General features: G+C 67.1%; 13 protein-coding genes and 1 riboswitch. Of the genes, 4 read left to right on the top strand and 9 right to left on the bottom strand.

What is annotated here, in order from left to right; all coding sequences use genetic code 11:
- Nucleotides 1-19: 19 nt before the first annotated feature.
- Nucleotides 20-655 carry a hypothetical protein gene (locus tag Q5H93_RS02125; protein ID WP_305004827.1) on the bottom strand — a complete coding sequence of 212 codons (636 nt, stop codon included), beginning with the start codon at nucleotides 653-655 and terminating at the stop codon, nucleotides 20-22.
- 503 nt (nucleotides 656-1,158) lie between these two features.
- On the opposite strand from Q5H93_RS02125, the gene Q5H93_RS02120 reads away from it, so the two are divergent.
- Nucleotides 1,159-3,222 carry a tetratricopeptide repeat-containing sensor histidine kinase gene (locus tag Q5H93_RS02120; protein WP_305004826.1) on the top strand — a complete coding sequence of 688 codons (2,064 nt, stop codon included), beginning with the start codon at nucleotides 1,159-1,161 and terminating at the stop codon, nucleotides 3,220-3,222.
- A 33-nt stretch (nucleotides 3,223-3,255) separates the two neighbouring features.
- Here Q5H93_RS02120 and Q5H93_RS02115 read toward each other — a convergent pair whose 3' ends face one another.
- Nucleotides 3,256-5,490, bottom strand: a complete 2,235-nt coding sequence (locus Q5H93_RS02115; RefSeq protein ID WP_305004825.1) for a TonB-dependent receptor — start codon at nucleotides 5,488-5,490, stop codon at nucleotides 3,256-3,258.
- A 477-nt stretch (nucleotides 5,491-5,967) separates the two neighbouring features.
- Between Q5H93_RS02115 and Q5H93_RS02110 the strand changes: the two genes are divergently transcribed.
- Entirely contained in the window at nucleotides 5,968-7,920 is a 1,953-nt protein-coding gene (locus tag Q5H93_RS02110) for a tetratricopeptide repeat-containing sensor histidine kinase (RefSeq protein WP_305004824.1), read from the top strand.
- Between the two features lie 64 nt (nucleotides 7,921-7,984).
- Here the strand turns inward: Q5H93_RS02110 and Q5H93_RS02105 are convergent, their stop codons facing one another.
- The 4 genes from Q5H93_RS02105 to Q5H93_RS02090 all read right to left on the bottom strand — a co-directional run bounded on the left by Q5H93_RS02105 (nucleotide 7,985) and on the right by Q5H93_RS02090 (nucleotide 12,138).
- A complete protein-coding gene (locus Q5H93_RS02105; protein WP_305004823.1) occupies nucleotides 7,985-9,460 on the bottom strand; it encodes a hypothetical protein in 1,476 nt (491 codons plus the stop codon).
- A 112-nt stretch (nucleotides 9,461-9,572) separates the two neighbouring features.
- Entirely contained in the window at nucleotides 9,573-11,102 is a 1,530-nt protein-coding gene (locus Q5H93_RS02100; protein WP_305004822.1) for a SulP family inorganic anion transporter, read from the bottom strand.
- 101 nt (nucleotides 11,103-11,203) lie between these two features.
- Nucleotides 11,204-11,776: an AraC family transcriptional regulator gene (locus Q5H93_RS02095; RefSeq protein ID WP_305004821.1), complete on the bottom strand. Its 573-nt coding sequence runs from the start codon at nucleotides 11,774-11,776 to the stop codon at nucleotides 11,204-11,206.
- Between the two features lie 5 nt (nucleotides 11,777-11,781).
- Nucleotides 11,782-12,138, bottom strand: a complete 357-nt coding sequence (locus Q5H93_RS02090; protein WP_305004820.1) for a hypothetical protein — start codon at nucleotides 12,136-12,138, stop codon at nucleotides 11,782-11,784.
- A 284-nt stretch (nucleotides 12,139-12,422) separates the two neighbouring features.
- On the opposite strand from Q5H93_RS02090, the gene Q5H93_RS02085 reads away from it, so the two are divergent.
- Nucleotides 12,423-12,698 (top strand): hypothetical protein, encoded by a 276-nt coding sequence (locus tag Q5H93_RS02085; protein ID WP_305004819.1) that lies wholly within the window; start codon nucleotides 12,423-12,425, stop codon nucleotides 12,696-12,698.
- A 162-nt stretch (nucleotides 12,699-12,860) separates the two neighbouring features.
- Complete coding sequence (locus Q5H93_RS02080; protein ID WP_305004818.1) at nucleotides 12,861-14,318, top strand: T9SS type A sorting domain-containing protein; 1,458 nt, start codon at nucleotides 12,861-12,863, stop codon at nucleotides 14,316-14,318.
- An 83-nt stretch (nucleotides 14,319-14,401) separates the two neighbouring features.
- Here Q5H93_RS02080 and Q5H93_RS02075 read toward each other — a convergent pair whose 3' ends face one another.
- The 3 genes from Q5H93_RS02075 to Q5H93_RS02065 all read right to left on the bottom strand — a co-directional run bounded on the left by Q5H93_RS02075 (nucleotide 14,402) and on the right by Q5H93_RS02065 (nucleotide 18,747).
- Nucleotides 14,402-15,496, bottom strand: a complete 1,095-nt coding sequence (locus Q5H93_RS02075) for a DUF5074 domain-containing protein (protein WP_305004817.1) — start codon at nucleotides 15,494-15,496, stop codon at nucleotides 14,402-14,404.
- Between the two features lie 44 nt (nucleotides 15,497-15,540).
- Nucleotides 15,541-17,475, bottom strand: coding sequence for a TonB-dependent receptor plug domain-containing protein (locus Q5H93_RS02070; RefSeq protein ID WP_305004816.1), 1,935 nt, complete (start codon nucleotides 17,473-17,475; stop codon nucleotides 15,541-15,543).
- Nucleotides 17,476-17,657: 182 nt separating this feature from the next.
- Nucleotides 17,658-17,883, bottom strand: a riboswitch (cobalamin riboswitch).
- A 24-nt stretch (nucleotides 17,884-17,907) separates the two neighbouring features.
- Complete coding sequence (locus Q5H93_RS02065) at nucleotides 17,908-18,747, bottom strand: transporter (protein ID WP_305004815.1); 840 nt, start codon at nucleotides 18,745-18,747, stop codon at nucleotides 17,908-17,910.
- Nucleotides 18,748-18,821 lie beyond the last annotated feature (74 nt).

The following is an 18,821-nucleotide window of genomic DNA, read 5'->3' as shown; positions in this document are numbered from 1 at the left end:
CAGCGGCCAGAAGCAGGCCCTACGGCACCATCTGCGACATGGGATTGCAGCAGTCGCCCGATTCTTTGCCCAGCACCTGCACGCACACCCACAGGTCCTGGCCGCTCGGTTGGTCTTTAATGGTGAAGCTGGAGCCGTGGGCAAACTCTTTGCCGGTCATGTTGGTAGGCGATGGCCCGAAGTACACCATGTATCCGTCGCGGCTACCTTTCTTTTTGCTCACCGCACCCCACTTGGCGTCTACCTGGCCCCTAGCCCCGCCGGGGCTGAGCTGCAGGCCCGTCACCACGGGCAGCTTGCCCTTGGCCTGCGCCTCCGACGAAGCCGGCATGCCGGCCGATTCGATGATGCTCCGGCTGCCCTGCGCGATACCATTGACGTAGTTGGCCTGCTGGGTCATGTTTTTTTCGACCTTCTTCAGCCGTCCTTTGTTGGCTGTGCGGCGGGCTTTTAGCTGCGCTTCGGCGGCGTTGATTTCATTTTCTTCGGTCTGGTAGTCCTGAGCGTCGGTGCTCATGTCGGCCAGCGGCACGGCGGGAGTTGTAAACAGTTTGTTGCCGGTCATGCTGCTCACAATCGTGGCATTCAGGCTGATGATACTACTGGGATTAAGGCTATTTAGCCCCAGGGCTACTTTGGCGGGTTGTTCGGCCATGATTGAAAAGAGGTAAAAGTGAAGTCAAATGCGTGTGTTAAAAGGCTTAAGTGGGGGCAAATATAAAAGTTGAAACGAAATATCCTACTGGAACACTGGCATTTTTGACTTTTTAAGTGTAAAATAGTTTACATGTAGTAGCGGCGGCCTGTAAACTGCCGGCTGCCAGCCGGCTACTGCCGGCAGAAGCAGGAGCATGTGCCAGCAGGTGCGGGCACCTGTGCCGGCATGAGCTGGTATAGATGCCGGCAGGTAAGGCCGCATGTGCGGGCATCATGGATGACGTATACCGGCATGAAAGAAGGCATATGCCAGCGGCTTGCTGATGGCCTGCCATCTTTGCCGACACCTGGGCCGCTGCGTGCCTGCTTGGGTAGCGCCAGCTACGACAGAATTTGGCAGCTTATTGCCAGTAGCGGGGGGCGGGGCGTACATTTGCTCAATGCCCACCTCGGCCGGGGTGGGCATTTTGCGTGTCAGGCCCATAGTTCGGCTTTCTACTTATGCTTTTTCAGCGCACAAACAACCGTCAGCTACTGATAACCGGCGCATGGTGGCTGCTGACCTGGCTGCCACTGGGGGCCCGGGCCCAGCAGCCGGCCAATACGATGCCGGCCGATACCTTATGGGCCCGGCTACGCCAGCCCCACTTGCCTGATACGCTGCAGGTGCAATACCGCGGGCAGCTGGCCGACCTGCTGCGCCGTACCGACCTGGCCGCTGGCCGCTCGCAGGCCCAGCAAGCCCTGGCCTTGGCGCAACGCCTGCACTACCTGCGCGGCATTGCCCTGGCCGAGCTGCTACTAGGCAAGATAGAAGTGCCGAGCGGTCACCTGCTGGCTGCCTACACGCATTACCAGGCCGCCCTGCGCATCTACACCGCCCTGCATAGCCAGCAGCAGGTAGCCAGGTGCCTGGAGGGGCTGGGGGCCGTGGCCAGCCAGCAAGCCCACTATGCCCAGGCCGTGGCCTATTATGAGCAGGCCCACGACCTTTACCAGCAGCTCACGCCCCGCTCGCTGGATGGCGAGTTGCGCACGTTGACCAACACGGCCAACATGTATGAGATGCTCAACCGCTTTGCGGAAGCCGAGCGCACCAATCGCCGCCTGCTGGCCCTCACCCAAACCCCGGATGGCCGCTTCGACCGCCAGCGCATTGTTGCCCTGAGTGGCGTGAGTGCTGCCCAAGCCCGTGCCGGGCACCCCGACTCGTCCCTGGTGCTGACGCAAGAGGCCCTGGCCCTGGCCCGCCGCCTGCCCGACACCTATCTGGAGCTGGCCATGCTGAGCACCCTTACCCAGACCTATAGCGTTTTGGGCGACTTGCCCGCCGCCGAGCGTACCGCCCAGGAAGCCGTGCGCCTCGGCTACCGCAGCAAGCAGACCAGTCAGCTGGAAAATGCCCTCGGCAACCTGGCTGTTGTCATGCATCGCCTGGGCCGGGCAGCCGCTTTCGACACGCTTGCCAGCTACAATGCCCTGCATGAGGACTTGCGCAACGCCGGGCAGGCCCAGGCCCTCACCGATGCCCAAACCCGCTACGACGTAGCCGGCAAGCAGGCCCGCATCCAGGAGCTGGAACAGAGCCGCCGCCTCGCCAGCTTGCAGGCAACGGCCCTGCGCCTGCAGGCCGGGCAGCGCGAAGCCACTTACCGCGACACCTTGGGCCGCCGCGCTGCCCGCCAAACCCAGGAGCGCCTGCGCCAGCAGCTGGCAGCCCAGCAACAAACCGCCCACTTGGCCGCCACCACCCAGCAGGTGCAGGCCCTCACCCAGCGCACCCAGCTGCAGACCCAGCAGGCGCGCTTGCAAGCCCAGGCCGCCGAGTTGGCCCGCCTGCGCACCCGTCAGGAGCGGGCCGGACTGGGCGTGCTAGTCGTGCTACTGCTGGCTGGGGCCGGCGTGCTCTTTGCCCGCTACCGCCGCCGGCAGGCCACCGCCCGCGCCGCCGCCGCCACCGCCCTGCGCCAGCGCCTGGCCGCCGACCTGCACGACGACGTAGGCAACCTGCTCACCCAAATCAGCATGCAGAGCTCCCTGCTACGCGAGGTGCCCGGCAGCCCCGCCCAGCTGCTGGCCCGCCTCGACCAGCTCACCACCACCGCCCGCCAGGCCACCCAGCAGATGAGCGACGTCGTCTGGGGCCTGCACCAAACCCAGCAAACCCTGCCCGAGCTGCTGGAGCGCATGAGCGACCACGCCCACGAGGTGCTCTACCCCCTGGGCATCGAGATTGACTTCGAGGCCAGCCCCGCCGCCACCGCCGCCCCGCTCGCGCCCGAAGCCCTGCAAAGCCTCTACCTTATCTATAAGGAAGCCCTGCACAACGTGGTGAAGCACGCCCGCGCCACCCGCGTCACGGTACGGCTGGACCATTCGGCCGCCGGCCTGCGCCTCTTGGTGCGCGACAATGGCCAAGGCCACGACGGTACCGCCCGCCTCGGCGGCAATGGTCTGCGCAACATGCAGACCCGGGCCCAGGCCGTGGGCGGCATCGTGGCGTATGAGGAGGCGGGCCCGGGCTTCGCGGTGGTAGCCACCCTGCCCGCGGCCGTGGGGGCCTGATGGGCCGTAGTGGAGGTGCCGCCGGTGCGGCCCTCAGAAGGCAATGGCGTAGCCGCCCGTCCAGCTGCGGCCGGGTAGGTTGAAGCCGCGCTTCTCGTAGTAGTTCTCGTCGGTGAGGTTGGCCACCTGCAGCGTGAGGGTGTGGCGCGTGGCCAGGGTGTAGGCGGCCGCGAAGTCGAGGGTCAGGTAGGCCGGGTAGTCCACCTGTGGGGCGCGGGTGTCGGTAAAGTCGTTGTCGGCGCGGGGGCCTGCGTAGTGGCCCGCCAGGCGGGCGCGCAGGCCGTGGCGGCTGTCGAAGGCCACGCCGTAGTTGCCGCTGAGCCGGGCCACGTTGAACACCGGGCGCGTGGACTGCGTGCCGTCGGCATTGTTCACCACGTCGGCGAACCGGAAGTTGCGGGTGCCCCCGATGAAGGCCTGTAGCACGTAGCGGTGCCCGGCCAGCGCGCCAAAGTCGTAGCTGGCCTCGGCCTCCAGGCCCTGGATGCGGCTGTCGTCGGCATTGAGGTAGGTGGTGCGGGAGCGCACCAGCAGGCCCTCGGGGGTGGTTTCGCCCACCGGGTTGGTGGTGCGGGTGGTGATGCGGTGGCGCACCCGGGTGGCGAAGTAGGTAAGGTCGGCCGCGAAGCCGGCGGCGGGGCGGTCGAAGCGCAGGCCAGCGTCCCAGCTCAGGCTGGTTTCGTTGCGCAGGGCGGGGTTGCCCTGCACCAGGGCCGTGGTGCGGGGCGTGCCGGTGGCACTCAGCACCTGGGTAAAGCCCGCGATGTGGGCGGCATCGGGGGTGATGAAGCCCCGCCCGAGGGTGGCGTGCGCCCGCAGGCCGGTCAGCAGCTCGGCCTGCGCGCCCAGGCTGGGGCTGAAAAAGGGATAGGTGTGCTGGCCCGGCGTGAACGTGTTGAGCAGCTCGGTGGCAAGCATGCGGTAGGTAATGACATCGACGCGGGCCCCGGGCGTGAGCACCACCCGGTCGGCCCACATATTCAGCTGGCTCTGAGCGTAGACGGCGGTGGTGCGCAGCTCGTAGTTGGGGCTGAGCGGGGCGAGGTTGGCCCCGGCGGCAGTGAAGCGCTGCGAGGTGCTGCGGGCTTCGTTGTAGCTCGCGCCCACCGTCAGGGCCTGCCGGCCCAGCTTGATAACATCGCGCAGCTGCAGGCCGCGCCACCGCAGCGGGTTCTCCAGCGAGCGGTAGGGTGTGATGGGCGCGCTGCTGCTGTTGAACAGGGTGTTGTTGGCATTGCTTTCGCGGGAAGCGTAGCCGCGCACCAGCAGCTGGTGGCGGGCGTAGCTACCGGTAGCGCTCAGGTCCAGGCCCCGGCGGTCGATGCGCTTGGTAGAGCCGCTCAGGTTGCCGGTGGCAATGTCGGCGGGCGACTGCACGTCGTGGGCCGCGAACTGCTCGCCGCGCACATCTACCCGCCAGTTGTCGCTCAACTGGTAGCCCAGGCGCAGGGCGCCGGTGTAGTAGCCCAGCTGGGTGAAGACCCGGCGCTGACCGTCGGCGCGGGCATCGTCGGTGCGGGCGGTGCTGCCGTCGGCGTAGGTGAGGGTGGCGTGGCCGCCATCGAGCCAGCGGCGGAACACGCCGCCGTTACCCAGCGTGTAGTCCTGGGCCCGGCGGAAGTAGCCGAGCGACAGGTCAAAGTCCAGCCTCTTGGTAATATTGCCGCCCGAAGTGGCCCCGAAGCGGTAGCTCCGGAAGCTGCCGTAGCCGGCCGTGAGGGAGGTACGCACCGGTCCGCGCGACTGGCGGGTGTGCACGTTCACCACGCCGCCCATGGCCTGGGGGCCATACAGGGCCGAGGCCGGGCCCTTTAGCACCTCCACCTGCTCGGCGCTGTTCAGGTCGAGGGTGGCCAGGTTGGCCGTGCCGGCGGGGCGGCCGTCCACCAGCAGCAGGGTGCGCTGGTTCAGCCCGCTCGTCTGCGGCCGGAACCCCCGGATGCCCACGCCGGCCAGCAGGCTGGGAAACTGCACCACGTCCACGGCGGTATGCTTCTTCAGCACATCGGTGGGCTCCTGGGCCGGGGTCAGTTCCAGCTCCCGGCGGCTGATGACCTGGCGCTGTTGCGGCCCTTTGGGGCGTTCGGCGGTTGGGCGAGTGGCCGTCACCTCCACCCCCGTCAGGGCCTGGCGGTGGAGGGTATCGGCGGGGGTTTGGGCCTGGGCCTGGGCCGGCAGGGTGCTGGCAGCCAGGGCCAGGCCCAGCAGCAGGCGGGCGGTGGTGGGCAGCACCCTGGCGCTACGCCAGGGAAAGTAAGGATAGGGCACAGGTGAAGGAGGGGTAACTACCCTAAGCTGCGGAGTAGCCGCAAAGCGGCGGCACGTTGGTAGTCAAGAGCAGCCTACACTAGCCAGAGCCGCAAAGCGGCGGCACTTCCGGCAGGCAAGAGTGCCGCCGCTTTGCGGCTCTGTTAGCTAAATCAACTGCAATGCTACCAACATATCGCCGCTTTGCGGCTACTCCACAACCTGGGTTAGTTATTGTTTCAAGAGAAAGATACGTCCTTTTACTGTCCGTGGGATTGATACCTCTTCGAATACCCGCGCATCTGATGCATAAACGCCGCTGGCGCGGCGCCCCACCGGGCTGGCGGTGCGCCCTAGGTTGCCGTAAGAGAAACCCCGCCGCCGCAAACCTCCGTGCGTCGAATGGAGTTAGCGACACCTATGCAGAGAAGACGTACGCAAAAGTCACGGGCACGCGGGCCGGCTGCCGGCTGGCTGCCAGGCCACCTGCGCCGGTGGGTGGTAGCCGCCGGTCTGCTGCTGGGCAGTGCAGCCAGCCGGGCCCAGGGCCCCCAGGGCCCGGCGCTGTCATTGGCCCGCCTGGCGGTGGTGCGCGACAGCCTGACCCAGCTACTCGCCACCCAACCCCGCCCTGATACCCTGCGGGTGCTGCGCCTCAACACCCTGGCCTTTGCCCTGCGCCTCAGCGACCCCGCCCAGGCCCAGCCCCTGGCCTGGCAGGCGCTGGCGCTGGCCCGGCGCCTGGGCTACGCGCGGGGGCTGGTAGAGGCGCACTTCAACGTGGGCTATAATGCCCGCGCCCACAACCAGTACGACTCGGCCATCTACCACAGCCGGCAGGCCCTGCGCTGGGCCCGGCGCCTTCGCAACCCCCTCACCGAGTCGCGGGCCCTGTTCAACCTCTCGCGCAGCTACAGCGAGCAGGGCAACTACGCCGCCGCCCTCGGCCCCAGCCTCGATGGCCTCACCCTCACCCGCACCCTGCCCAGCCGCCGCCCCGAGTTGCTGCAGCTGCTGCAGGCGGCCCGCATCGCGGCCGGCCTGGGCGAATACCCGGAGGCCCGCGCCCATATCGCGGCTGCCCTGCGGCTGCTGCCCGCCGCCCCCGATGCCTTCACGCGCGGCTCGGTGTACCTGGTGCTCGGCGACGTCGAGCGCCGCCAGGGCCAGTGGGCCGCCGCCCACCGCGCCTACACCCAGGCCCACGCCGCCTACCAGCCCGTCACCACCGCCCGGGGCCAGCTGCCCCTGGAGCTCAACCTGGCCGAGATGCAGCAGCGCCTAGGCCAGCCCCTGGCGGCCCGCCGCGCCACCCACCGCCTGCTGCACCTGCTGCAGCCCACCGCCACCCCCGAGCAGCTGGCCCAGGCCAACCTGCTGCTGGCCCGCAACTGGCTGCCCGCCCGCCCCGATAGTGCCCGCCCCTACGCGGCCCGGGCCCTGGCCGCTGCCCGCCCCGCCCACCTGCGCCCCCAGGCCCGCGACGCCGCCCAGCTGCTGGCCGGCATCAGCGACCAGCTGGGCCAGGGCCACACTGCCTACCAGCACCAGCTGCTAGCCAGCGCCTACGCCGACACCCTCAGCGGCGAAGCTGCCAACCGCCAGCTGGCCGCCGCCCAGGCCCGCGCCGCCCGCTCGCGCACCCAAACCCAGCTCGACCTGCTGCAACAGCAGACCCGCCTGCGCCAGCAGCAGCAGGAGCTGGAGCGCCTGCAGGCCCGCCAGCAGCTGGCCGGCACCGTGGGCATTGCCGGGCTATTGCTGCTGCTGGCTGGCGGCGCCTTCTGGCAATACCGCCGCCGGCAGGCCGCCGCCCGCGCCGCCGCCGCCCAGGCCCTGCGCCAGCGCCTGGCCGCCGACCTGCACGACGACGTAGGCAACCTGCTTACCCAAATCAGCATGCAGAGCTCCCTGCTGCGCGAGGTGCCCGGCAGCCCCGCCCAGCTGCTGGCCCGCCTCGACCAGCTCACCACCACCGCCCGCCAGGCCACCCAGCAGATGAGCGACGTCGTCTGGGGCCTCCACCAAACCCAGCAAACCCTCCCCGCGCTGCTCGACCGCATGCGCGACCATGCCCACGAGGTGCTCTACCCCCTAGGCCTGGAGGTCGATTTCGAGGTCAGCCCCGCCGCCACCGCCGCCCCGCTCGCGCCCGAAACGCTGCAGAGTCTCTACCTTATCTATAAGGAAGCCCTGCACAACGTGGTGAAGCACGCCCGCGCCACCCGCGTCACCATTCGCCTCGACGCCTCCCCCACCGGCCTGCACCTCACCGTGGCTGATGATGGCCAGGGGCACGATGGCAGCGCCCGCGCCGGCGGCCACGGCTTGCGCAACATGCAGGCCCGGGCCCAGGCCGTGGGCGGCACCGTACAGTACGAGAAGGCCGCCCCGGGCTTTCTGGTGGTGGTAGAGCTGCCAGCGGCGGGCGTTGTAGCGCGAACTTTGTAGTTCGCGTCCCCGCGCCGTTTGCGTTTGTTCTGACGGCGCGGGGACGCGAACTGCAAAGTTCGCGCTACATCGACATCGGCTTCATCCACGGCGCATTCACGCGCACATACACCGAGGCCGACAGCGGGAACTTGCCGTAGCCCGGCCCCACGGAGCTCATGCTATAGTGGAAGCCCTGCAGCTCCTCGGGGATGAGGTAGCCCGTCAGCTGTCCGCCCACGTGCAGCTCGGGGCCCCGGGCGCCGCCCAGGCTGGCCAGGCGGTAGCTGGCCCCCAGCGTCAGGGCGTTGATATTGTAGACGCCCGCCAGCAGCTGGTCGGTAGGGCCGATGCTGTAGAAGTCCAGCTCCTCGCTGTCTTTCTGCACCAGCTCGTAGCGCCCGTAGAACGTGGGCCGGCCCAGGGTAAGGTTGGTTTCGGCTAGGAAGGCATGGGCCGGGCGGGGCCCGTGCCCCTCGTTCATGCCCCACACCAGCGCCGAGGATAGGTAGTGCCGCTCGCCCCAGCTGCGGCTGTGCAGCACGCTGGCCGTCGTGCGGCGCACGTTGTCATCGGGGTGCAGGTCCTCGGGGCTCTTGATAAAGGCGTGGCTCACCTGCAGGGCCAGGGTGCTGGTGGGGTTCCAGCTCAGCCGCCCCGCCCAGGAGTCGGCCCGCACCCGGTCGAAGCCGTAGCGGTGCTCATCAGGCTCGCGCCCGGTGAAGTTACTGCCCTCCAGCCTGAACTGCCGATACCGCACGCCCAGCGTGGCCACCCCGAAGGTGATGTGCGTGGCATCCGTCCAGTGGTGGCTCAGCGGCGCGTCCGGGTTAGGCATCGCCGAGATGCGGTGCATGAACGCCACCGGCCCGATGGCCGGCTCGCCGGGGTAGCCGAAGTATGCCGTCACGTCCACGTCGTCGCTCACGGCGTGCGTGTAGCCCACGCTCAGCCCCGAAAACAGGTCGTGCGGATGCTGCTTGTCGATGAGGGGCCGCCCTTTGTACGACTCCCCGGTCTGAAACAACAGGGGGTAGCCGCCGGCCGTTTCGGTCAGCGGGTCGAGGCTCACCATCAGGGTCAGGTTCAGCAGCCCGCGCTGGCCGATGGTGCGCTGGGCCATCGTCATCAGCCAGTTGGGGCCATCCACCCGGTTGGCCCGGCCCCGGGCGTCGCCGTTGGTGAAGTTCTGGTTGGTATAGCGCAGGAAGGCACTGCCGTGGTGCATCAGCATCCACGGCCCCTTGTGCTGCATCCACATGTACATCGGGGTCTGGTCGGGGTTCCAGGCGGTGCCCGAGCCGTTGCGGCTCATGGGCAGCCGGCGCGAGTAGGCGTGGCTCATGTTGCCCATGCCCATATGGTGCATGCCGGCGTGGGAGCTGTCGGCCGGCATGGCGCCGCTCATGTCCATGCCGGGCGTGTGCTGGTGGCCGGCGTGGGTGGTATCGGCCGGCATCTGGTGGCCGGGAGGATGGGTGGCTGGCGGGGCGGCCGGATGATGTTGGGCAGCGGCGGCCAGTGGCAGCAGCGCGGCCAGGGCAGTTAACAATCGGGACATTACAAGGCGGATAACGGGAACTGCCCTAAACACGCAGTTTGCCGCCGCCGGGTTGGCCCGCCGGGCCGCAACATTCCCGCCGCCGCCCTACACAATTCGGCACCGGGCCGCCCTACTCCCCCACCACATACAGCGGGTCCTCCAGCACATTCACGTCGATAATGGCTCCGGCGTTGGCCAGCAGCTTCCGGCAGTCGGGGCTGAGGTGGCGCAGGTGCAGCGTCTTGCCCGCCCGCTGGTAGCGCGCCGTCAGCTTGTGTAGCGCCTCAATGGCCGACATATCCGCCACCCGGCTGTCCCCGAAGTCGATAACGACCTCCGCCGGGTCCCGCGCCACGTCAAACTTGTCGCTAAACGCCTGCACCGAGCCAAAGAACAGCGGCCCGTAGATGGCGTAGTGCTTCACCCCCGCCGCATCCACATGCTGCCGCGCCCGGATGCGCTTGGCATTCTCCCAGGCAAAGGCCAGCGCCGACACCACCACGCCCAGCAGCACCGCCAGCGCCAGGTTCTGCGAGATGGCCGTCACCAGCGTTACCAGCGCCATCACCAGCACATCAGTAGCCGGCATCCGGCGCAGGATGCGCAAGCTGGCCCACTCAAACGTGGCAATGACCACCGTGAACATGACGCCCACCAGCGCCGCCAGCGGCAGCCGCTCAATCAGCCCCGAGCCCACCACCACAAAGGCCGCCAGCGCCCCCGCCGCCACCACGCCCGACAGCCGCCCCCGGCCCCGCGCCTCCAGGTTCACCATCGTCTGGCCAATCATGGCGCAGCCGCCCATGCCGCCCGTCAGCCCCGAGGCCACGTTGGCCAGGCCCTGGGCCACGCAGTCGCGGTTGCCCTGCCCCCGGGTGTCGGTTATCTCATCCACCACGGTCAGCGTCAGCAGGCTTTCCGTCAGCCCCACCAGCGCCATAATGGCCGCGTAGGGCGCCACCACCGCCAGCGTGTGCCAGCTCAGCGGCACCTGCGGCAGGTGCGGCACCGGCAGCCCGCCCGCAATCGAAGCAATGTCGCCCACCGCTTTGGTCTCCAGCCCGCCCCCAATCACCAGCGCCGACACCACCGCAATGGCCACCAGCGAGCCCGGCACCGCCTTCGTCACCCGCGGCACCAGGTAAGTAATGAGCATCGTCAGCGCCACCAGCCCCAGCATCAGCCACAGGGCCGGCCCCGTCAGCCAGTGCTCCCCTCCTCCCCCAGCCTCCCGCACCTTAAACTGCTCCAGCTGCGCCATAAAGATGATAATGGCCAGCCCGTTCACAAACCCAAACACTACCGGCTGCGGCACCAGCCGGATAAACTTCCCCCACCGTAGCACCCCGATACCTATCTGAATAAGCCCCATCAGCACCACCGCCACAAACAGATACTCCACGCCCTGCTGCACCACCAGGCTCACAATCACCACCGCCACCGAGCCCGCCGCCCCCGATATCATGCCCGGCCGCCCTCCCAGTACGGCCGTCACCAGGCAAATCACAAACGCCGACCCAATGCCCACCAGTGGGCTGATGTGCGCCAGCAGCGCAAACGCCACCACCTCGGGCACCAGCGCCAGCGCCGTCGTCAGCCCCGCCAGGATTTCGTTTTTAACGTTGACCTTGTATTCGGATAAATAAGCGGCGAGAGCCATAGGCAGGGGTAACAGGAAGAGAAAGAAGTAGGGTCGGGGCATAAAAAAGCGCCGGGCTTGGCGGGCCCGGCGCTTGTTCTTTATTCAGATAAACGCGGCGCTTACGCCAGCGCGTCGAGGCTCAGGCGCTTGGGCAGCATCAGCTGGCGGAACTCGCTCACCGAATAGCCCGTCACCTGCCGGAACTGGTTGCTCAGGTGCTGGCCCGAGCTATAGCGCATCTGGTCGGCAATCTGGTTAAGGGTCAGCTCACCGTAGCTCAGCATCTCCTTCACGCGCTCAATCTTGAGACGGATGAGGTATTTCTCGATGGTGAGGTGCGCGGTGCGCGAAAACACCTTGCTCAGGTGCGAATAGGTGGCGGCAAACCGGTCGGTGAGGAAGGCCGAGGCCGTGAGCGGGGCGCGCGCCGTGCGCAGGTGCTCCAGGTATTCGGCCAGCACGGTCTTGATTTGCTCCGTCAGCTGCTCGGCGCGGCCCAGCAGCAGCTCGAAGCCGGCGGCGTGCAGCAGCGGGGCCACCTGCTCGGGGTCGGCGGGGGTGGCGTCTTCGAGCTCGGCCACGCCCAGGGTCACGGCCTTGGCGCGGTAGCCGGCGCGCTCCAACAGGTTTTGTACGGCCTCCACGCAGCGGGGGCACACCATGTTTTTGATATGCAGCAGATTCGTCTTCAAGGTCGTTATCGTTTAGGTTCGGGCCGCCGGGAGGCAGCCGGTGAATTTGAGTGTCGGGCCGGAGCCGGGGTCGTCCGGCGCGGACTGGCCGACGTTGGCGCAGCCGCCGTCTGCCAGCCGCGGCCAAACCAGGCGCTGCTGGCCCAGGTCACAAACGGGATGATGGCGTAGTAGGCCAGTGCCAGCAGCCAGAAGAATACGAAGAAGGCTGAAAAAAGTCGACCAAAAAACCGGTCGCCGCCAAACAAGTACACCACCAGCAGCAGCGCCAGCCCCAAACTCACGCCCGCCAGCACGGCCGCCCGCTGCCAGCGCCAGGCGGCGAGGCGTTTTTCGAGGCGGCGAAGCAGGGGTTGAGGCATGGGAAATGAAATCGGGGAAGTGAAAATAACGGAAATTTCGGAATAACCAGCGGCAGGGCGTACAGAACTTTGGCATTTAGATGCCGCAACCACCTAGTAGCTGGCTCATTATTAGCTATTGGCCGCCCCCGGGCCAGCTGGCCGCAGCTACCTTGGTAGCTGCCACTGCCAGCCGCTGGTCCTGCCCCTCTCCCAACCCGCCCGCGGCGGATACGTTTGCACAGGACGCCGTTATTTTTCTACCTTGCGCCGTTGCTTACCCTTCACCCCCCATACTTTCTTTCATGCTTCTGAAATCCTTCCTCCGTCCGCTGGCTGCGGCCTGCATCTGCGCCGCGGCGCTCAGCGCCTGCAGCTCGGGCACCAAGCCCGGCGATACCAACGTCGAAACCGGCCACGATAAGGAGCGGCCCCTCACCCACGAAGTAGGCGGCACCGCCGGCGGCGACTCCGTCACGGCCGGCCTGCAGGCCGATACCACCCACCGCCCCACCGGCAAAGACCTGCTCAAGGAAGCCGGCAAAGCCGTGGACCGCAACAAGGACGGCATCGCTGACTAAAGCCCGACGGCTTATCTCGCTTTCGCTCAACGGCCGGTTGAGGCATGGCTCCCATGCCTCAACCGGCCGTTGGCATTCCGACCAAGCTACCAAGCTGCTTGCCAGCGTTACGGCATGTTTTTTGTCGGCTGATTTTCTTTCTATCTGCCTAAAAAACCGGCTATGTCCAAACTCCTACTCCTGCTGGGCCTGCTGGCGGGGTCCGGCATTGCCGCCGTGGCGCAGCAGCGCGACCCCACATTTCATAACGCCCACTTCCAGCGCGATACGCTGAATCCGGGCGTGACGCTGCTGGCCCGGCAGGCCGATGGCCGCTACCTGGTGGCGGGCAATTTTCTGACCGTCGATGGTTTTGCCACCCGGTACGTTGCCCGGCTGTGGCCCAATGGCCGGGTCGATTCGTCGTTTGCAGGCGGCGGGGCACCGACCGGCAGCGTGGGCTTGCCCAGCGCCCTGGCCGTGCAGGCCGATGGCCGGGTGCTGGTGGCCTGGCCTGGGGCGGCGCCGCCCCTACAGCGCTTGCTGCCTACGGGTCAGCCGGATGCCTCGTTTGTGCCCGATACCAGCGGCGGGCTGGGCCGGCACGATTGCCGGGCGCTGGCCATTCAGGCCGATGGGCGCATCGTGCTGGGCGGCCCGCAGGCCCTGGTGCGCCTGCTGCCCGATGGCCGCCGCGACCCTGCCTTTCAGCCGTCGCCGCTGGGGCCGGCGGCGCTGGTGCAGCGCCTGCTGCTGGAGCCTGACGGCCGCATTACTTACCTCGCTATTAACCAGACATATTTCAGCAATGGCGAAGTGCAAGTGGGTCGGCTGCTGCCCACCGGCCAACCCGACCCGACTTTTACGAGCCCGCAATTCATAGCCTCGCACGCCAACGACCTGCGGCGCCTGCCCAACGGGGGCTACCTGCTGGCGGGCACCGTCAGGGCCAACGGCCGGTACAGCGACGTGCTACGCTTGTCGGCCACCGGTGCTGTCGATTCGACGCTTTATGCCTCGCTGGGGTCGTCAATCGCCAATCCGTTTCGCTCCTCGGCCCTTACCAGCATTGCGCCGCTGGCCGATGGCAGCTTCTTGGCGGCCGGGGAGTTATCCGTCTGGATGCAGCCCCATGCGCCACTGCAGAGCTACGCGGCTACTGGCACTAACGATAACCGCATTGCGGGCCGCCTGATTGACACTCCCGACAGCATTTACTTCCCGCCGATAGGTATGCGCCCCGGCTACATGAGTTATATCAACAACGCCCGCGTTCAGCATCTACTTACCGACTCCACCGGAACCCTGGTGGTAGGGCGGTTTTCGCGGGCGGGTGGGCAGCCCAGCTATGGCCTCACCCGTCTGGTAATGGCCCGTAGCCTCACCATTCAGCCAGCTGCTGCCGCGCGGCTGCTCGAAGCCTGGCCACTGCCCGCCCACGACCGTCTGTATCTGCGTCTGCCGCAGCCCGCCGCGCTACGCCGCATCGAGCTTCTCGACGCCCTGGGGCGCCCGGCACGCGCCATCGCCCATAGCGCCGAACCTACGCTCGACCTGACCGGCCTGCCCGCCGGCCTGTATCTGCTTCGCGCCCGCTATGCCGACGGCCAACAACTGACGCGGCGCATCGTAGTGCAGTAGCAGGCGTATTCTTAAGCCACAAAATAAGCCCCGGCCGTCAGACGGCCGGGGCTTATTGTTTTTAGCAGAAAAACGCTTGATTATTAGTAGAACACAAAGCCATTCGGACCCGCGCCTACGGCGGCCGAGTCGATGGCCGTGCCGGTGCTCTCGTAGCGAATCATCTTGTCGGTGCCCAGGAATGTGCCGGTGCCGCCATAAATGTGGCCGGTGCGCTTATCCACGCCGAGGCCGTAGAACGACCGGCGAATGAAAGGCGCCGTGAGCACAGGCAGCGCGGTTTCGGCGATGCCCAGGCGGAACACCGGGCCGGTGTACGTCAGCGCATCAGCTGCCCGGAAGTACAGCTGGTCGCCGGCGCCGTTGATTTGCAGGTCGGTGGGCTGGCGGCGGTTGGTGGCGAAGGTGCGGGTGCCAGCCACGGTGGCAGCCGCCGCATTCACGCTTACCAGCTTGCCGGCTGTGGTGGCGGCGTAGTCCACGTCGTAGGTAGGGGTGTAGGCCACAGTGCCGCCGCACAGCACCCACAGCAGGCCGTTTTTGTCGGTGGCCAGGCTGTTGGGCGCATCGCCCACGGTCAGGGTACTGCTCACGCGGTTGGTAGCGGGGTCGATGACGGTGAGGGTATTGCTGCCCGAGTTGGCCACGTATACTTTGCCGCCGGCCAGCACCAGACGCTCCGGCAGCGGGCCGGTGGGAATGCTGTCGACTACGGCAAAAGTATTGAGGTCGATTACCTTAACATCGGCCCGCAAACCCCGGAAATTCCCCCACTGCGTGACGTAGCCCCGGGTGGCGCTCACGGGCAGAAAATAGCGCGGGCTGCGGAGCGCCCCCCGCACCACGCCCACCGACTGGAAGCCGGGCAGGCTCACGACTTCAATCTTGTTCGAGTTGTTGACCACGATGTAGCCGCGGCCGTTGCTCACGGTCATGCTCTGCACCACGTCGCCCAGCGGCCGGTTGTTCACGCTGGCAAACAGGTCGGGCGTTAGCGCGCCGGTCGTCTTGTTATACAGGCTTATCGAGCCGTTGGAGCGGGTGATATTGCCCTCGTTGATGACGAATACGCTGGTGGTTTCGGGCTGGGGGTTTACCGGCTGGTCGTCGTCGGGGTCGCAGCTGGTCAGGGCTAGCAGGGAGAGCAGCGGGGCTGCCCAGAACTTAGAAACACGCATGAGTTGCGGAGTAAAAGTGGAGGATTGAAAAAATGGCAAGTCGTTTAGCGCCAGTCGAGCCGCAGGCTGAGCTGCAGCGCCCTAGGCGGGGCCGGGCGACCCTCGTAGCTGTCGTAGGCGGTATTGAGCAGGTTGGTAGCCTGGGCCAGCAGCTGCGCCCGCAGCTGGCCCGGCAGCGGCAGTGCGTAGCCCAGGCTGCCGCCCAGCAGCCCGTAGCCGGGCAGGAAGTCCCGCGCCCCGGCATCGACGTAGCGGAAGCTGGTGAAGCCGGCGTTGACGGCCGCCTGCCAGCGCCGCCAGCCGTAGTCGAGGCTGGCGTTACAGGCGTGGGTGGGCACGTAGGGCAGCGGCAGCCCGGCCGGCACGGGGTCGGCGGCGGTGGCGTGGTGGGTGCGGGCCCAGGTGTAGGCGTAGGCCAAGCGGGCGCCCAGGCGGTGCCGGCCCCGGCGCCAGGTGCCGCCGCTGCTGGCTTCGAGGCCCTGCGTGAGTACCTGGCGCAGGTTGCGCGGGCGCCAGAGGCCGTCCGGGCCGGGCGCCCACTGCACCCAGTCGTCCACCAGCTGGCGGTAGCCGGTCAGCTCGGCCTGCCAGTCGAGGCGGCGGCCCCAGCGGCGGCGGTAGTGCAGGCCGGCCTCGTAGCCCAGGCCGGTTTCGGGGCGCAGGTCGGGGTTGCCGCCCGGCTGCCAGTAGCGCTCATTCAGCGAAGGCGCCCGGTAGCTGCGGGCGGCACTGGCCTTGGCAATGAGCGAATGGGTGAATGGGCGAATGAGGGAATCGGTGGTAGTTAGTACGTTCCACTCCAGCCCCAGGGTGGGCATAAATGGCTGCGCCCGAAGCACAAACGCCTGCCGCAGATTGGCGCTGAGGTGCAGGCGCGGGCTGGCATCGAAGCGGAATAACGCGAAGGCGGCGGCCCGGTTTTCGGTTTTTCGGCCGTTGTATTCGAGCAGCTCGGCCACAAAGTGCTGGGCTTCGGCCCCCAGGCGCAGGGTGCCGCGCTGGCCCAGCGCGGCCGTGTATTCGGTCTGCGCCTGCGTGGTGCGCACGCGGGAGTTGCTCAGCAGGCCGTCGTCGCGGTAGTTCAGCACGTCTTCGAACCAGGCGCCGCGCACCAGCCACTGCGCCCGCGCCGCCTGGTGCCGGTAGACCAGCACGAAGCGGCGGCTTTGGTCGCGCTGCCGGGCGTGGCGGTCGGCGCTGCCCACGGCCGGCTGAATGTCGCGGTCCGTATCGGTAAGCCAGGCCGTGGCCGTGAGCTGCCCGGCCGCACCCAGCCGCCAGGCCACTTCGGGCGCCAGGCTCCACTGGTGGTGCAGCGCCGCCGAAGCGAGCGTATGGCGCACCAGGCCAGTGAATTCGCGCGTGGTATAGGAGTAATTGTTGGCCGCCTGCCGGTAGCTGGCGCTCAGCCGCAGGGCTACGGCCGGGTTGGCGCCGCTCAGCAGCAGGCTGCTCCCGCGCAGCCCGAAGCTGCCCGCGTCGGCCTGCGCACTGCCGCGCAGCCCCGGGCGCCAGTCGGGCTCGCTGCCCAGCAGCACCGCGCCCCCAATGGCCCCGCTGCCGTAGAGCGCGGCGGCCGGGCCGGGCTGCACCGTCAGGCGCGTGTTGGCGGCCACGGACAGCAGGGCAAAGTCATTTTGCCCCAGCGTGGGCAGCATGATGTTCAGCCCATTCCACAACACCGCCGTGTGCTGGGCCGAAGTGCCGCGCAGCGTAATACTGGCCAGCTGACCCGGCCCGTAACTCTTGAGGTACAAGGGCGTGCGGGCCTGCAGCAGCTCGGCCACAGTGCCACCCCGAAACTGACTCAGGCCCGCCGAATCGGCTTCGTAGCGCCGGCTGCCGGCGGCAAACTGCTCCGGGCGGATGGCCCGCACGCGCACTTCGCCCAGGCGCTGCACGCGCCGGCTCAGCCGCACCGAGTCGGCGGGCAGTTGGCGCGCCTGCGCCCAGCCGCACCGGGGCCCGGGCAGCAGCAAAAGGAGGTAAAAAACAACGAAGCGAACCAAATTTTCGGCGAAGAAAATTCGGTTCAAAACCCCGCGCTTATTCTTCAGCAAGCTGATTAACAAGCAACCGGGCCGAGGCCGACAACAGAAACCCGCCGCACCCAACCGGGCGCGCCGCTGCTCTCATTCTCCAGCCGTCCTCCGCGGCTGCTGAACCTGTGAGTGCCCTGGCAGGTCTCCTGGCTTGCTCCGCCGAGGCCGCCGCCTTCCCATTTCTCCGGTTTCCGAACATGAAAACCCTCAGCGAAACAGTGGCCGCGTGGCGCCCTCCGTGATGAAGCGTACAGTTGCGGGGACAGCTCCCGAATTGAACGGGATTCCCTTTTCAGCCGCCGCCGGATTACTCCGGCATTGGCCACCATGACGGGGCAAAGGTACGGCGGTTTTGGGCAACGTGCCGCCTTACCGCCGCAGCGTGAAGCCCACGAAATATTCGTGCTCGCTCCGGCGGTCGAGGGCCAGCTGGGTGCCGGCATCCACTTCAAAGTTCTTCGTAATCTTAACGAACGGGGCCACGGTCATGCCCGACTGCCAGCTACGTTCCAGCGAGTTCCAACGCATAAAGCCTTCCGTCAGCAAACCCATGTGTTTGGCAAAATCCCATTCCAGCGCCATCGAGGGCTGCAGGTTGGCGTAGTGGCGGGTCTGCTCCCGGTCGTAGTTCAGGTCGCTTTCGAGCTGCGCTTCCAGGTTGAAGTTCTCGCCGAGCTCAATGTCTACGGGCAGAATCAGGCCATACTCGGCGCCTCCTTCGCCCACCGCGCCGCCGGTGGGCAGGCGCACGTAGCCGATGACGGACATGGCGAAGTGCCCCTGCTGGTCATCACCGATGAAATTATGCTTCACCCGCAAGGCAATATCGCCGAAGCCTGCGTGGCGCTCCTGCCAGTGCTCGGTGCTGGCAGGACGCTGCTTGTTATTATCATACAGCGGCAATTCCATTTGAATATCCGTGCGCCGGCTCAGCCCGAACTTGAGCATCGTGTAGCCCAGATGCCAGTCGCGGGTACGCTGCTCCTCGCCGCGACCACTGTTGCTCAGCCGGAAGGCATCCACTTCCACCTGCGCGTGGCCGGCATCCACGGTAAACGGGCTTTCGGTGACGCCCGGCCGGTCGGGCTGCAGCTCGCGCAACAAGTTGCGCGGCACCGGCTTGCGCCAGCTGAAATGGGCTGAGTCGTAGGGGCAGATTTTGGGCTGGTCCTGCGCCCGCGCCACAGACAGCGTCAGCAGGAACAGCAACAGTAGAAGGTAACATCGGCTCATGGCCGCCTTTACGCAACAGCGTCGCCTGTCGCCGGATTACCTGCTTTGTC

It is taken from the genome of Hymenobacter aranciens, from assembly GCF_030580865.1.
GTDB classification, from domain to species: Bacteria; Bacteroidota; Bacteroidia; order Cytophagales; family Hymenobacteraceae; genus Hymenobacter; species Hymenobacter aranciens.
Note: the sequence above shows the minus strand (reverse complement) of the source record. Positions and strands in the feature narration are given on the sequence as shown.

Bases quoted from the DNA above. Each gene is read 5' to 3' on its own strand.
- Q5H93_RS02105 (WP_305004823.1), bottom strand. From the start codon at position 9,460: ATGTCCCGATTGTTAACTGCCCTGGCCGCGCTGCTGCCACTGGCCGCC.
- Q5H93_RS02125 (WP_305004827.1), bottom strand. From the start codon at position 655: ATGGCCGAACAACCCGCCAAAGTAGCCCTGGGGCTAAATAGCCTTAAT.
- Q5H93_RS02080 (WP_305004818.1), top strand. From the start codon at position 12,861: ATGTCCAAACTCCTACTCCTGCTGGGCCTGCTGGCGGGGTCCGGCATT.
- Q5H93_RS02075 (WP_305004817.1), bottom strand. From the start codon at position 15,496: ATGCGTGTTTCTAAGTTCTGGGCAGCCCCGCTGCTCTCCCTGCTAGCC.
- Q5H93_RS02090 (WP_305004820.1), bottom strand. From the start codon at position 12,138: ATGCCTCAACCCCTGCTTCGCCGCCTCGAAAAACGCCTCGCCGCCTGG.
- Q5H93_RS02120 (WP_305004826.1), top strand. From the start codon at position 1,159: ATGCTTTTTCAGCGCACAAACAACCGTCAGCTACTGATAACCGGCGCA.
- Q5H93_RS02100 (WP_305004822.1), bottom strand. From the start codon at position 11,102: ATGGCTCTCGCCGCTTATTTATCCGAATACAAGGTCAACGTTAAAAAC.
- Q5H93_RS02085 (WP_305004819.1), top strand. From the start codon at position 12,423: ATGCTTCTGAAATCCTTCCTCCGTCCGCTGGCTGCGGCCTGCATCTGC.